3 protein-coding genes and 1 pseudogene are annotated in these 16,977 nt (G+C 43.1%); all 4 read left to right on the forward strand.

Annotation, left to right across the window (positions count from 1 at the left end; translation table 11 throughout):
- Nucleotides 1-3: 3 nt before the first annotated feature.
- The gene (locus D8863_RS00940; RefSeq protein ID WP_125440813.1) at nt 4-1,056 is read left to right on the forward strand and encodes a glycosyltransferase; all 1,053 of its coding nucleotides are present in this window, start codon (nt 4-6) and stop codon (nt 1,054-1,056) included.
- A gap of 88 nt (nt 1,057-1,144) precedes the next feature.
- A pseudogene (locus tag D8863_RS00945) lies at nt 1,145-1,908 on the forward strand (ABC transporter substrate-binding protein); the annotation flags it as partial.
- A gap of 278 nt (nt 1,909-2,186) precedes the next feature.
- On the forward strand, nt 2,187-8,552 hold the full coding sequence (locus D8863_RS00950; RefSeq protein WP_125440814.1) for a SpGH101 family endo-alpha-N-acetylgalactosaminidase: 6,366 nt from the start codon (nt 2,187-2,189) through the stop codon (nt 8,550-8,552).
- A gap of 140 nt (nt 8,553-8,692) precedes the next feature.
- A complete protein-coding gene (locus tag D8863_RS00955; RefSeq protein ID WP_125440815.1) occupies nt 8,693-16,942 on the forward strand; it encodes an SIALI-17 repeat-containing surface protein in 8,250 nt (2,749 codons plus the stop codon).
- The last annotated feature ends 35 nt before the right edge of the window (nt 16,943-16,977 follow it).

Here is a 16,977-nt window from a genome sequence, read left to right on the forward strand (position 1 = left end):
AAGGTGAAATATTATCTGAAGGATTCATTTCTGAGTAATGAATATGAAAAGAATGCAGGAAATAAGGCACGAAATGACGTGGAAGCTATTCTAATCTCAGAGGGTTATAAGGGGTTGGAACTCAAGGTTGAGAATTGGTATAAGATGAATTTCTTTAAAGCTCAGCAACACAAATATCGGGCAATCAAGTCTGTGTTTGATCACTTAGGATCTGGAGATGAATTGCTGATTCAGTTCCCGATTATCCACCATACATTTTTCATCTCACAACTCATTAAGCAGGCGCAAAATAGAGGAGTCAAATTCTATCTTGTAATCCATGATATTGAAACCTTGCGCCATGTAGGAAATTCAGCAGTGAAACTTCGTCATAAAGTGAGAAATTACTTCCAAGAGAAGGCAGCTCTTACATCAGCGGATGGCATTATCGTTCATAATGATATCATGAAAAATGCCTTGACAATTCAAGGCATACCATCAGATAAAATGGTTAGCTTGGAGATTTTTGACTATCTGATTCCGAACTTTGAGGAAAAAAATGTTCCCCAAAAAGAAGAAGCGATTATCATCGCCGGAAATCTAATTCCAACAAAATCAGGCTATCTTTATAATTTGCCAGAACAGCCAGCCTATAATCTCTATGGAATGGGGTACGATGAAAGTCGTGCATTGAAAAATACCACCTACTTTGGTTCCTTTATGCCAGATGACCTCCCAAATGCTCTTCAAGGTAGTTTTGGTTTGGTGTGGGATGGTGATAGTTCAGAAACTTGCCAAGGTTCTTTCGGAAATTACCTACGTATTAACAACTCCCACAAGGCTTCTCTTTATTTGGCTTCGGGCTTTCCTCTAGTTGTTTGGAAAGAGTCTGCCCTTGCGCATTTTGTGCTAGATAAGCAATGTGGTATAGCAATTGATTCTCTACATGACCTCCAAAAGGCATTAGACGATTTGACAGATCAAGATTACATGGAACTGTCGGCTAATGCCAGACAAGTAGGAGTAGCGATTCGAAGTGGAGATTATCTGAAATCGGCCATTTCTAAATTGAAGTAAGAATTTGAAGCTACTCATTGATCAGTTCGTTAGAAAGATTACTTCATTATGAAAGGTATTATTCTTGCAGGTGGTTCGGGAACACGATTATACCCAACAAGATTCTACTACTTATTTAGTAGGCACAAATATCAATCGTCAGTCTTATAAGTACACTTCTAAGACAACAGATGAGGAAAAAGCATCAACCAAGAAGGCCCTTTTGAATAAGGACTTCCGTCAAGCTATTGCATTTGGTTTTGATAGAACAGCCTACGCTTCTCAAGTAAATGGTGCAAGTGGGGCTACTAAACTGCTTCGTAACTTATTTGTTCCTCCTACATTTGTACAGGCAGATGGGAAAAACTTTGGGGAATTAGTCAAGGAAAAATTGGTGACCTATGGAGATGAGTGGAGCAAGGTAAACTTGGATGATGCTCAAGATGGACTCTACAATCCTGACAAAGCCAAAGCAGAGTTCGCTAAAGCTAAGGCGGCCCTTCAAGCGGAAGGTGTGAAATTCCCAATCCACTTGGATATGCCTGTAGATCAAACCAATACAACAAAAGTTCAACGTGTTCAATCTTTTAAACAGTCAGTTGAAGAAAATCTAGGATCAGATAATGTGGTTATCGATATCCAACAGCTTCTCAAACTGGTCGTCCAATGTTGTCTAAGATGGTACCATTTACACTTCCATTTGCATACTCTGGTAACAAGGGTATGAGTGAAGCCCTTTTGTACAAATATCTAGAAGTACAAGATAAGGCCGTGACAACAGAAGAATACCAAAAAGCTCAAGAAAAATGGTTGAAAGAAAAAGAAGAGTCAAATAAAAAGGTCCAAGAAGAACTTGCAAACCATGTGAAATAACTTTAAAAAAGTAAAGGATTTAGCCATCGATATGATGGTTAAGTCCTTTTTTATCTTGGTATAAGTCCCTGAATGATTAGAGATAGGATTTTTCAGAAAAGAGAAAATTTTAGTGAATTTTACCTATTTCCTATTGCTTTCTGCCTTTTTATTTGTTATATTAAAAGTACAATTATTTTTAATTTATAACAGTTAAGCAGAGCACTTTCAGAGAAAGGAGTATTTTTTTAAAAAAGAAATGTAAACGCTTACTGGAAAATGAAAGGATTTAGGAGTTCATGGATAAACGATTTTTTGAAAAACGCTGTAAGTTCAGTATTCGTAAGTTTACGCTTGGAGTAGCTTCGGTGATGATTGGAGCGACTTTCTTCGCAGCTAGCCCAGTATTAGCTGATCAAGCAAGAGTTGGTTCAACAGATAATTTGCCGAGTGAACTAGCTGATTTGGATAAGAAGGCTAGTGATGAGGGGCACGATTTTGACAAGGAAGCTGCCGCTCAGAATCCTGGTTCAGCTGAGACTACTGAAGGCCCACAAACAGAAGAAGAGTTGTTGGCTCAAGAAAAAGAAAAGTCTGAAAAGCCAAGCAATCTGCCAAAAGAATTAGAAGATAAGTTGGAGAAAGCCGAAGACAATGGGCGCGAAGTTGACAAGGATCAGTTGGCCCAAGATACTGGGAAGCTCGTCCCAGAAGATGTGGCTAAGACTACCAATGGGGAATTAAACTACGGCGCGACTGTTAAGATTAAGACGCCATCAGGAGAAGGTAGCGGTATTGTCATTGCTAAAGACCTTGTCTTGACGGTTTCTCATAACTTTATCAAGGATAGCCAAGACGGCAATATCCGTAAGGTTGTGGATAATGACCAAGGGGATGGAGATATCTATAGCATCTCATATCCAGGATTGCCAGATGTCAAGTTTAGCAAGAAAGATATCATTCATTGGGATCGTGAAGGCTACCTGAAAGGCTTCAAAAATGATTTGGCCCTAGTGAGATTGCGTACAGTTCTCGAAAATACGCCTGTTGAAGTAACTAAAAAGCCAGTAGTTAAGAAAATCGGAGATAAGCTTCATGTCTTTGGTTATCCAGAAGGGAAATTGAATCCGATTGTCAATACTACAGTTGATTTTGCGGAACCATACGGAGAAGGTGTCCAAGGGATTGGTTACCAAGGAGGAAAACCAGGCGCTAGTGGCGGCGGTATCTTTGATACAGAAGGCAAACTGGTCGGTGTTCACCAAAATGGTGTAGTTGGAAAACGGAGCGGCGGTATTCTCTTCTCACCAGCTCAACTAAAATGGATCCAAGACCACATACAGGGAATTTCAAGTGTGAAACCAGCAGACTTGGAAGAGAAAGAAAAACCGGCTGAAGAAAAACCAAAAGAGGATAAACCTGCAGCTGCTAAACCTGAAACACCTAAGGCAGTAACTCCTGAATGGCAAACAGTAGCGAATAAAGAGCAACAAGGAACAGTCACTATTCGCGAAGAAAAGGGTGTTCGCTACAATCAACTGTCTTCAACCGCCCAAAATGACAATGATGGCAAACCAGCCTTGTTTGAAAAACAAGGATTGACTGTCGATGCTAATGGAAATGCGACGGTTGATTTAACTTTCAAAGATGACTCTGAAAAGGGCAAATCACGCTTTGGTGTCTTCTTGAAATTTAAAGATACCAAGAACAATGTTTTTGTTGGATATGACCAAGGTGGCTGGTTCTGGGAATACAAAACTCCAGGTAATAGCACATGGTATCAGGGCGGTCGTGTTGCAGCTCCAGTAAACGGCTCAGTGAATCATCTGACTATTAGCTTAAAATCAGATGGTCAGCTGAATGCAACAAATAATGATGTAAAACTTTTTGATACAGTTACTTTGCCAGCTGCGGTCAATGAGAATCTTAAAAATGAGAAGAAGATCCTTCTCAAGGCAGGAACTTACAGCAATGACCGTACGGTTGTCAGCGTTAAAACAGACAATCAAGAAGGTGTAAAAGCGGATGATACTCCTGCCCAGAAAGAAACAGGTCCGGCTGTTGACGATAGCAAGGTGACTTATGATACGATTCAGTCTAAGGTCCTCAAGGCAGTGATTGACCAAGCCTTTCCTCGTGTCAAGGAATACACCTTGAATGGGCATACTTTGCCAGGACAAGTTCAACAACTTAAGAAAATCTTGGTAAACAATCGCGAAATTACACCTGAAGTCACTTATAAGAAGATCAATGATACTACTGCAGAGTACTTGATGAAACTTCGTGACGAGAAGAATTTCATCAATGCAGATATGACAGTACGCTTGCAAGTTGTGGACAATCAATTGCACTTTGATGTGACCAAGATTGTCAACCACAATCAAGTTACTCCTGGTCAGAAGATTGATGATGAAAGAAAACTTCTCTCCTCTATCAATTTCTTAGGAAACTCACTTGTGTCAGTTTCAAGCGACCAAACTGGAGCTAAGTTTGACGGGGCAACCATGTCAAACAACACTCATATTAGTGGAGATGATCATATTGATGTAACCAATCCAATGAAAAACTTGGCTAAGGGCTATATGTATGGTTTTGTTTCTACAGACAAGCTTGCTGCAGGTGTTTGGAGCAATTCTCAAAACAGCTACGGTGGTGGTTCGAATGACTGGACTCGTTTGACAGCATTCAAACAAACTGTCGGAAATACAAACTATGTGGGAATCCAAAGTTCTGAATGGCAATGGGAAAAGGCTTATAAGGGCATTGTTTTCCCAGAATACACCAAGGAACTTCCAAGTGCCAAGGTTGTTATCACCGAAGATGCCAATGCTGACAAGAAAGTCGATTGGCAAGATGGTGCCATTGCTTATCGTAGCATCATGAACAATCCTCAAGGTTGGGAAAAAGTTAAGGATATCACTGCTTACCGTATCGCGATGAACTTTGGTTCTCAAGCACAAAACCCATTCCTTATGACCTTGGATGGTATCAAGAAAATCAATCTCCACACAGATGGTCTTGGGCAAGGTGTTCTCCTTAAAGGATATGGTAGTGAAGGTCATGACTCTGGACACTTGAACTATGCTGATATTGGTAAACGTATTGGTGGTGTCGAAGACTTCAAGACCTTGATCGAAAAAGCGAAGAAATATGGAGCACATCTTGGTATCCACGTGAACGCTTCTGAGACTTATCCTGAATCTAAATACTTTAACGAAAATATTCTTCGTAAGAATCCAGATGGCAGCTACAGCTACGGCTGGAACTGGCTAGACCAAGGTATCAACATTGATGCTGCTTATGACCTAGCACATGGACGCTTGGCTCGCTGGGAAGACTTGAAGAAAAAACTTGGTGATGGTCTCGACTTTATCTATGTGGATGTTTGGGGCAATGGTCAATCAGGTGATAACGGTGCCTGGGCTACCCACGTTCTTGCTAAAGAAATCAACAAACAAGGCTGGCGTTTTGCGATTGAGTGGGGCCATGGTGGTGAATACGACTCCACCTTCCAACACTGGGCAGCTGACTTGACCTATGGTGGCTACACTAATAAAGGTATCAACAGTGCTATCACCCGCTTTATCCGCAACCACCAAAAAGATTCTTGGGTTGGGGACTACAGAAGTTACGGTGGTGCAGCCAACTACCCACTTCTAGGTGGCTACAGCATGAAAGACTTTGAAGGCTGGCAAGGACGAAGCGACTACAATGGCTACGTGACTAACCTCTTTGCCCATGACGTCATGACTAAGTACTTCCAACACTTCACTGTAAGTAAATGGGAAAATGGTACACCAGTTACCATGACCGATAATGGTAGCACCTATAAATGGACTCCAGAAATGAAGGTTGAGCTAGTCGATGCTGCAGGTAACAAAGTGGTTGTGACTCGTAAGTCAAATGATGTCAATAGCCCGCAATACCGCGAACGTACAGTAACGCTCAACGGACGTGTCATCCAAGATGGTTCAGCTTACTTGACTCCTTGGAACTGGGATGCAAATGGTAAGAAACTTCCTATTGATAAGGAAAAAATGTACTACTTCAATACGCAGGCTGGTGCAACAACTTGGACACTTCCAAGCGATTGGGCAAATGGCAAGGTTTACCTTTACAAGCTAACTGACCAAGGTAAGACAGAAGAGCAAGAACTAACTGTAAAAGATGGTAAGATTACCCTAGACCTTCTAGCAAATCAACCATACGTTCTTTACCGTTCAAAACAAACCAATCCTGAAATGTCATGGAGCGAAGGCATGCATATCTATGACCAAGGATTTAACAGTGGAACCTTGAAACACTGGACCATTTCTGGTGATGCATCTAAGGCAGAAATTGTCAAATCACAGGGTGCAAATGAAATGCTTCGTATCCAAGGTAATAAGAGCAAGGTCAGTCTTACTCAGAAACTGACTGGCTTGAAACCAAATACCAAGTATGCTGTTTATGTCGGTGTTGATAACCGTAGTAATGCTAAGGCAAGTATCACAGTGAATACTGGCGAGAAAGAAGTGACTACCTACACCAATAAGTCACTCGCTCTCAACTATATCAAAGCTTATGCTCATAACAATCGTCGTGAAAATGCTACAGTTGATGATACAAGTTACTTCCAAAATATGTACGCCTTCTTTACAACTGGATCGGACGTATCAAATGTCACTCTGACATTGAGTCGTGAAGCTGGTGATGAAGCAACTTACTTTGATGAAATTCGTACCTTTGAAAACAATTCAAGCATGTACGGAGACAAGCATGATACAGGTCAAGGAACCTTCAAACAAGACTTTGAAAATGTTGCTCAAGGAATCTTCCCATTTGTAGTGGGTGGTGTCGAAGGTGTCGAAGACAACCGCACTCACTTGTCTGAAAAACACGATCCATATACACAGCGTGGTTGGAACGGTAAGAAAGTTGATGATGTTATCGATGGAAATTGGTCACTCAAGACAAATGGACTAGTGAGCCGTCGTAACTTGGTTTACCAAACTATTCCGCAAAACTTCCGCTTTGAAGCTGGCAAGACTTATCGCGTAACCTTTGAATATGAAGCAGGCTCTGACAATACCTATGCCTTTGTAGTCGGTAAGGGAGAATTCCAGTCAGGTCGTCGTGGTAGTCAAGCAAGCAACTTGGAAATGCATGAATTGCCAAATACTTGGACGGATTCTAAGAAAGCCAAGAAGGCAACCTTCCTCGTGACAGGTGCAGAAACAGGCGATACTTGGGTAGGTATCTACTCAACTGGAAATGCAAGCAATACTCGTGGTGATTCTGGCGGAAATGCCAACTTCCGTGGTTACAACGACTTCATGATGGACAATCTTCATATCGAGGAAATTACCCTAACTGGTAAGATGCTGACAGAAAATGCTCTGAAGAACTACTTGCCAACGGTTGCCATGACCAACTATACGAAAGAGTCTATGGATGCTTTGAAAGAGGCGGTCTTTAACCTCAGTCAGGCAGATGATGACATTAGCGTAGAAGAAGCGCGTGCAGAGATTGCTAAGATTGAAGCCTTGAAGAATGCTTTGGTTCAGAAGAAGACAGCCTTGGTAGCAGAAGACTTTGAAAGTTTGGATGCGCCAGCTCAACCAGGTGAAGGTCTAGAGAATGCCTTTGATGGAAATGTGTCTAGTCTATGGCATACATCTTGGAATGGTGGAGATGTAGGCAAGCCTGCAACCATGGTCTTGAAAGAACCAACTGAAATCACTGGACTTCGTTATGTTCCACGTGCCTCTGATTCAAATGGAAACTTGCGAGATGTGAAACTGGTTGTCACAGATGAGTCTGGTAAAGAACATACCTTCACAGTGACAGATTGGCCAAATAACAACAAGCCAAAAGACATTGACTTTGGCAAGATAATCAAGGCTAAGAAAATTGTTCTTACTGGTACCAAGACTTACGGAGATGGTGGCGATAAATACCAATCTGCAGCGGAACTTATCTTTACCCGTCCACAAGTAGCAGAAACACCTCTTGACATGTCTGGCTATGAAGCAGCTTTAGCAAAGGCGCAGAAATTGACAGACAAAGACAATCAAGAGGAAGTGGCTGGAGTTCAGGCGAGCATGAAATATGCGACGGATAATCATCTCTTGACGGAAAGAATGGTGGCCTACTTCGCAGATTATCTCAACCAATTAAAAGATTCTGCTACGAAACCAGATGCTCCAACAAGTAGCAAGGGAGAAGAACAACCACCAGTTCTTGATGTACCTGAGTTCAAAGGCGGTGTCAATGCAACAGAAGCAGCTGTACATGAGGTTCCTGAGTTCAAGGGCGGCGTTAATGCGGTTGAAGCCTTGGTTCACGAATTACCAGAATACAAAGGCGGAGCCAATGCGGTCCTAGCGGCTGCAAATGAAGTCCCTGAGTTTAAGGGTGGCGTCAATGCGGTCCAAGCCTTGGTAAACGAGAAACCAGCCTACACAGGTGTATTGGCTACTGCTGGAGATCAAGCAGCTCCAACAGTTGAAAAATCTGAGTACTTGCTCACTCCAATCCCAGTAGCTGATACCAAAGCTCTGGAAGATAAAGAAGAGCAACTTCCTGCTACAGGAGAACATGGTTCAGAAGCAGCCCTCTTCTTAGCAAGTGTGAGCATCGCTTTATCTGCTGCGGTTCTTGCGACAAAACGTAAAGAAGAGTAATGAGATTTGATTGTAGCAGTTCAAAGCAACTCGAATCAAAAAGGAACAAACAGCCGGAGAGGACCTCTTGGTTCTCTCCTTTTTCAAAGGAGAAATGATACCGCTTACTCATGTATGCGGATGAAAGGAATAGGAGAAAGATGGATAGACATTTTTTTGAGAAACGCTGTCACTATAGTATAAGAAAATTTGCAATCGGTGCAGCCTCCGTTATGATTGGTGCTAGTATCTTTGGCGCCAATATGGTTCAGGCGGCAGAAACAGCGACACCTTCAGAGACAGAGGGAAGTATCACTCATGTTCAAGCCCTGGATAAGTTACCAGATGATTTAGCCGCTGCGCTTGAAAAGGCAGATGCAGAAGCTGCAACAGAATCAAGTCATGAAGAAACTCCAGCGACTGATGAGGGAACCAATCCTGCAGCAAGTGAAGAGGCAAAACCAGAGGCAAATCCTACAAGTCCCAAGCCAGCAGAAACGCCCAAACCGGTTGAAACACCAAAGGCGGATAATCAACCTGCGGAAACCACTACACCAGCAGTAAAACCAGCTGAAAAGCCAATCGAAGATAGAGAAGATGTCAACCATCTCGAGGGTGCTACTGCTCAGGCGAGCAACCATGAGACTGGTACCAACTTTACTGCGGATAAGGCTATCGACGGAGATGATAATACTCGTTGGGCTACAGACAAAGATGTACCAAAACCAACTTTTGAACTGACTCTGCCAAAGACTACCTTGATCAAACATGTAGAAATTGATTGGGATCGTCGTCTTCGTAATGGGCAAAATGACCCAAATATCAAATCTTGGAGTCTCTATTACGCAGGCCAAGAAGATGTGGGCGCTAATGGAGAAAAACAATGGAAACTCGCTCATACCAAAACTGGAGAACCTGTTTTAGATGAGAAAGTTGACCTAGCTGAAAGTATTCAAGCTAAATATCTTAAGTTAGAAATTAACGACTATCAAGTGGGCACAATGGGTTGGAGAAACGTTGGTATCCAAGAAATTCGAGCTTATTCAAACGTTCCGGACCATAGTAAGGTAACGGATATCCGCCAAGTAACCGAACTAACAGTAGCAGAAGATGGACAGTCTCTTGTCTTACCAACTCTACCAGGAAAAGTCAGTCTCATTGGAAGCAATAAACAAGGTGTAATTGACCTTCAAAATCACATCTATAAGCCTTTGACAGACCAACGTGTCAAGGTCATGGTCCAACAAATCAGAGACAGTCATACTTTCACTAAGGAATTTGAAGTAGTCATCAAGGGCCTACATCAGGACGAAGGTGTGGGTGTGAAACCAAAAGTAGCACCAGCTGTTCAACAATGGTATGGGAAAGAAGGCCAATCTTCTATCACTTCAGATACAGTCCTTGCGACGGGTGATTCTGGCTTTGATCAGGCTGCAACCTTCTATCAGTCAGACCTTGCCAGCCGTGGATTGGAACTAGCAACAGGTGACAAGCAAGCTCAAAAACGAATCGAATTTAAAAAGGTTGAAAACAAGGGTTATGGTAAAGAAGGGTATGGCATCACTATCCAAAATGATGTGATTACCATCGAAGCTGCCACAAACACAGGAGCCTTCTACGCCACTCGTACTCTTCTTCAAATGGGAGAAACAGACCTACAAAATGGCGAAATTCGTGATTTCCCAAGTTTCAGTCACCGTGGCTTTATGTTGGATACAGGTCGTAAATTTATCCCTTATGACACCCTCGTAGACATCATGCTCAACATGGCCTACTACAAGATGAACGACTTGCAGTTGCACCTTAATGATAACTATATCTTCCTCAAGGAACACTTGGCAGGTAAGAATCTATCTCCAGAAGAACAACTTAAGTATGTACTTGAACATGCCAAGACTGGTTTCCGTGTGGAGACAGACATTGTCGGTAAGAATGGTCAAAAATTGACATCAGATGAGCATTATACCAAGGAAGAAATGCAAAATCTGATTAAATTGGCCAAGGCCTTGCATATCAACCTAGTACCAGAAATTGACACACCAGGTCACGCCTTGTCCTTTGTCAAAGTCCGCCCAGACCTCATGTATCAAGGTAGTTTGAGCGATTATGCAGGCAAGCACAATGTTGAGCGCGTAGCCATGCTCGACCTAGATAATAAATACGATGAAACGCTGGCTTTTGTCAAATCAGTTTATGACAAACTCCTCGATGGTCCAGATGCACCGCTTCATGGCGTGTCCACTGTTCATATCGGAACGGATGAATACTATGGCAGCAGAGAAAGTTACCGTCGCTATGTCAATGATTTGACCCAATATATCAAGTCTAAAGGTTACACCCCTCGTATCTGGGGCTCACTCAGTGCGAAACGTGGGAACACTCCTGTTGATTGGAACGGAGTAGAGGTTGATATCTGGAGTATCGGATGGCAACGACCAAATGAGGCCATTGCTCAGGGAGCTAAGATTATCAATATCACGGATGTACCGACCTATAGTGTGCCAAGTGGAAGTAATAGTCAAGCAGCCTACGGGGACTATGCTAACTACGAACGTCAGTACAATAGCTGGACACCGAATGATTTTAGAACAGGTGGAGGTCCACTTCTACCAGCTTCTCATCCAAGTATTCTTGGTGGTGGGCACGCAGTTTGGAATGATAACATTGACCTTCATGAGACCGGTTTGACCTCTTATGACATCTTCAAACGCTTCTTCAAGAGCATGCAAACCACTGCAGAACGCACCTGGGGATCTGACCGTGCAGCTGCGACCTTTGCAGAACGCACCCTACCAACGAGCCCTTATGCGCCACAGTCAAATCCTGATAAAGAGATTGATCAAAGCGACTTGTTTACCATCAATTCTGAAACAGTCAAGAACTATGCAAGCAAGAAAGTGAAGGCAAGTGAGCAAGGATTGGCTTTTGAGAAAGACAGCAGTATCGAAGGATTGGCTGGTGATGTTGGTCCAAGTCACGTCTTGAAGTTTGATGTAACTGTCACTGGAGACGGGGAACAAACTTTCTCAACAAGTGGGGACAACCGTATCTATCTAGCTGATAAAGACGGCTATCTTGCTTATCAATTTGAACAGTTCCATATCCAATTCAATAAAAAACTTGAAAAGAACAAACGTTATCAAATCTCTATCGTGACCAAACCACAATCAACGGAAGTCTATGTGGATGGTGAAAAGATTGAGCGTATTGCAAATCCAGCCCACCCTCGCTTTGCCCACAATAGCTTGGTACTACCGCTTGAAAGCATCGGTGGTTTCAAAGGAATCTTGCATAGCGCAGAGTTGTCAGACAAACCATTTGTAAATCCTCGTTTGATTTCAAATGATAAGATTACTGCAACCGCAAGCAGTCAGCAACTTCCAGGAAACGCAACTGAAGGCGCTGTTGAAAAGGCCTTTGACAATGATCCAAATACCTTCTGGCATACTAAGTGGACTGGTGACACTGCGCCATACACCCTTACTATGACCTTGAAAGAAGCAGAAAAAGTCAATGGTTTGACTTATCTCCCACGACCAGGTGGTGGAAATGGTGTCGTGACGCGCTACGAAATCTACGCACAAAAAGATGGCCAAATGGTCAAGGTTTCAGAAGGAAGCTGGGACAACAACGCCCAAGAAAAAACAGTCAACTTTGCGGCGGTGCATACCAACAAGATTGAGTTGAAAGTATTGGAAGGCGTTGGTGGTTTTGCAAGTGCAGCTGAAGTTCATCTATTAAAACCTGTCAAAGAAGAGCAAGAAACGCCTGCACCAAGTCAACCAGAAAAACCAACTACACCTGAAAAACCAAAAGTAGACCAAACCGGTGATGGAACAGTTGAATTGGCAGATCAATTTACTGCAAGTAAACCAGCTAGCGAAGACAGCATTGCAGCTGCCAGCAAGAGCGCAGACTATCTCAAGAAAGAGTACAAGGTCTTCCCAACTCCACAAAAAGTGACTTATGGAGAAGGTGTCACAGCTCTTCGCAAGCAAGTCAATCTGGTCATGGGCGATCAATTCGATATCTATACTCGCAATCGCTTGAAGAGTGTTTTGCAGGACAATCAAGTATCTTATACAACTGGTAAGGCGGCAATCGCTGGCGCAACCAATATCTATCTTGGAGTGCATGGACAAGGTTCACAAGCAGAGCAAAACTTGTCCAATGTTTCAGCAGGTCTCTTTGACAAGATTGATGCCTATGTTTTGAGCATTAAGGATAATTCGATTTCCATCGTCGGAAAAGACACAGATGCGGTCTTCTATGGTTTGACAACCTTGAAACATATGCTCAAGGAAAGCCAAGTACCAGTCCTTCGCAATGTGACAGTAGAAGATTACGCAGAGCTCAAGAACCGTGGTTTCATCGAAGGTTACTATGGAAACCCATGGTCTAACGCAGATCGTGCAGAGCTCATGCGTTTTGGTGGCGATTTGAAATTGAACCAATACTTCTTTGCACCGAAAGATGATCCATACCACAACAAGAAATGGCGTGAACTCTATCCAGAAGAAAAACTAGCAGAAATTCGTGAACTTGCTCGTGTTGGAAATCAAAGTAAAACCCGCTATGTCTGGACCATCCATCCATTCATGAACAACCGCATCCGCTTTGGCAATGAAGCGCATTACCAAGAAGATTTGGCAACCATCAAGGCTAAATTTACCCAGTTGATGAAAGTGGGTGTCCGCGAATTTGGTATCCTTGCAGATGATGCTCCAAGCCCAGTCGGAGGCTACAATAGCTACAACCGCTTGATGCAAGATATGACCAAGTGGTTGACAGAAATGCAGGGAACTTACAGCGGTCTTCGTAAAGAAATGATTTTTGTTCCTGGCCAGTATTGGGGTAATGGACGTGAAGATGAGTTGAAATCCCTCAATGAAAATCTCCCAAGTTCAACATCCATGACCTTGACGGGTGGTAAGATTTGGGGTGAAGTCTCTGAAAGCTTCCTTTCAACTCTCAAGAACAATCTATCCGCAGGTGGCAAGACCTATCGCCCAGTTTCACTTTGGATTAACTGGCCGGTAACAGACAACTCTAAACAACACTTGATTCTAGGTGGTGGTGAGAAATTCCTTCATCCAAATGTGGATCCAAGCTTGCTATCTGGTATCATGTTGAACCCAATGCAACAGTCTGAACCATCTAAGATTGCCCTCTTTTCAGGAGCTCAATACTCATGGAAACAGTGGAAATCAGAAGAAGAAGCTAAGAAAATCAATGATATTGCCTTCAACTTTGTAGAAAATGGTCATTTTGAAGATAGCAAGGTATCGGCAGCCTTCCGTGAACTTGGTAAGCACATGATCAACCAAAACATGGATAATCGTGTCGTCAAACTAGAAGAATCTGTAGACTTGGCTCCAAAATTAACAGACTTTATGACCAAGCTCAAAGCAGGTCAGGATGTGACTGCCGAACGTACAGCCTTGCGTGCAGAATTTGCCAAGATTAAAGAAGCAGCCGAACTCTATAAAGCATCAGGCGATAAAAAAATGGTTGCCCAAATCCACTATTGGTTGGATAATGCAATCGACCAAATGAATGCTCTCGATGCCTTCCTTACAGGAACTGAAGCCATGGCTACAAATGATGCAGCTAAGCTTTGGGATAGTTACTATAAAGGATTGAAGTTCTACGAACAGTCTCAAACTCACACCTTCCACTATGTAGACCATATGGAAAAAGCTGAATTGGGTGTTCAACATATTCGTCCATTTATCCTATCCTTGAAGGAAGTTCTAGCGTCTGAAGTTCAAAAAGTCTTGCATCCAGATCAAATCATCAGCACCTTTATCACCAATCGAACAGGTGTAGAAGGTGGTTTGGCAGAAGTAACGGATGGCGATTTGGCAACTCATGCGATTATTAAATCACCAAATAGCATCAAGACAGGTGATTATATTGGTATGAAGTTCAACAAACCGATAGCGATTCAAACCTTGACCTTTGCTATGGGAACGCAGGCAAATCCGCGTGATACCTTTAGTAAGGCAGAAGTGCAGTATCAAGATGAAAATGATAACTGGGTAACTTTGAAAGAGCCAAGCTATGTCGGAAATGAATCCCTTCTTAAGTTTGAGAATCTCAACATCAAGGCCAAGGCAGTTCGCATGATTGCGACAGCAGACCGCGAGAACACTTGGTTTGCAGTTCAGGAAATTGCAGTCAACCGTCCAGTTGAAAAAGCTCGTAGCCAACAAGCAACGACAGTTAGTCTAAGCTCAAACTTAGTTTACAAACTAAATACCTCAGCCCGTCAAATCACTGATGGCAAGGACAATACAGAAGCCATGATGGCAAATGCTGATGGAAGCAATACGACACCAGTAGATGCTTGGGCACAACTTGACCTCGGTGAAGTCAAGTCAGTCACTAAAGTTCGCCTTCGCCAAGGAACGGGTGATAAACTTGCCGCAGGTGTACTTGAGTATTCTACAGATGGGACTGCATGGCAAGAGTTAGATCGCCTATCAGGAGAACAAACCAAGGAAGTGACCAGAGCTATTAATGCTCGTTACATCCGAGTCCGCAATACCAAGGCTCTCGACCTATGGTGGCGTATCCAGGACTTCTCTGTTGAGACACGTTCTGGAAATAGTGACTTAACAGACACCAACGTGGATGCCTTGAAGGAAACACCAGTAGTGGATAGCTTGGGCAGTTACGAGCTTCAAATTCCAGCTGGAACCAAACTCCCTGCTCATAGCTATCTAGGAATGAAGCTTGACCGTATCCATCAGATCAAGAGCATCCAGCTCAAAGGTCAGGTCAATCCTGCTCTTAGCCTTGAGTACTCTGCAAATGCGCAAGAATGGACACCAGCTAGCCAGTTGACAGACAGATCTGTGGTGAGCCACTTGCTACGTTATGTTCGTCTGGTCAATAAAACAGATCAGGAGCAAGCTATTACAGCGACTTCTCTCCTTGTGACGACTAAAGAAGTGCAACCAACAAAATTGGAATCAACTTCAATGGGCATTCATCCAACATACGGAAGCAATGATGTTCGTAAACTGAACAATCTAGATCAACTGTTTGACGGTGTTTACAACAACTTTGTTGAGTTTTCAGACTATGCTCGTAAAGATGGTCATGTGACCTTGAAACTTGGTAGCGAACGTACCATCAAGAAGATTAGAGCCTACATCCAAGACGGAACTCAAAACTACCTTCGTGATGGTAAGATTCAAGTCAGCCAAGACGGTAAAACTTGGACTGATGTCGTTACAGTAGGAGATGGTGTGGCCAATAGCACACACGATGATTCATTGACAGATGGTTGGACACATGATTCTAAGATGCCAGGAAATCGCTATATCGAGGGTGAATTGACGACACCAGTTAAAGCTAACTATCTCCGTGTCCTCTATACAGCAGACTATGATGCCCGTTTTGTAGGCTTTACAGAATTGGTCATCAACGATGGTGAATTTGTCAAACCAATCAATGATCCAACAGTAGAAGGAAGTAGTGGAGAAAGCCAAGGTAACCTTTATAATAATCTTGTAGACGGCAAAGTCTTGACCAGCTACAAGTCTGAAAAAGACAAGGGCGAATTGGTGTATCACTTGTCTGAACCAACCAAAGCTAACCACCTTCGTCTTGTTTCTAGTCTCCCTGAAGGAGCGCAAGCACGTGTTCTTGCTAGAACACTCAAGGATGGTCAAGACAGTTGGACAGACCTCGGTGCCATTACATCTAGTCTCCAAACCTTCGCTATCCGAAATGGTGGCTCTCTTCTAGACGTCAAATTAGTCTGGGAAGGTGGCAAGGCTGAGTTTTATGAATTGGCAAGCTTCCATCAAGAATTAACAGAAGAACCGGTTCAATCAAGCAAGGGTGAAGAACCAGCACCTGTTCTTGAGGTTCCTGAATTCACAGGTGGTGTCAATGCAGTTGAAGCCCTAGTACATGAACTTCCAGAGTACACAGGTCCAGTAGCAACAGTGGGTGACCAAGCTGCTCCAACAGTAGAAAAGCCTGAGTTCCAGGGTGGTGTCAATGCGGCTGAGGCCTTGGTACATGAGCTACCAGCCTACACAGGCCCATTATCGACAGTAGGCGACCAAGCAGCTCCGACAGTTGAGAAACCTGAGTTCAAGGGTGGTGTCAATGCAGTTGAAGCCTTGGTACATGAGCTTCCAGAGTACACAGGCGCAGTAGCAACAGTAGGCGACCAAGCAGCTCCAACAGTAGAGAAACCTGAGTTTAAACTTAGCACACTAGTTTCTGATCAAGGTAAGACTCCAGATCATAAACAAGAAATTGCTAGACAAGAAACATCAAAACAGAGCTTGCCAGCAACAGGTGAGAGTCAATCTGACACAGCCCTCTTCCTAGCAGGAGTTAGCCTAGCCCTATCTGCTCTCTTTGTAGCAAAAACAAAGAAAGACTAGTATTTAGTAAAACCTCTTAACAAGATTACGAAATC

Origin of the sequence: Streptococcus oralis, from assembly GCF_003943825.1 — a bacterium.
GTDB classification, from domain to species: domain Bacteria; phylum Bacillota; class Bacilli; order Lactobacillales; family Streptococcaceae; genus Streptococcus; species Streptococcus oralis_CD.

Bases quoted from the DNA above. Each gene is read 5' to 3' on its own strand.
- D8863_RS00950 (WP_125440814.1), top strand. From the start codon at position 2,187: ATGGATAAACGATTTTTTGAAAAACGCTGTAAGTTCAGTATTCGTAAG.
- D8863_RS00955 (WP_125440815.1), top strand. From the start codon at position 8,693: ATGGATAGACATTTTTTTGAGAAACGCTGTCACTATAGTATAAGAAAA.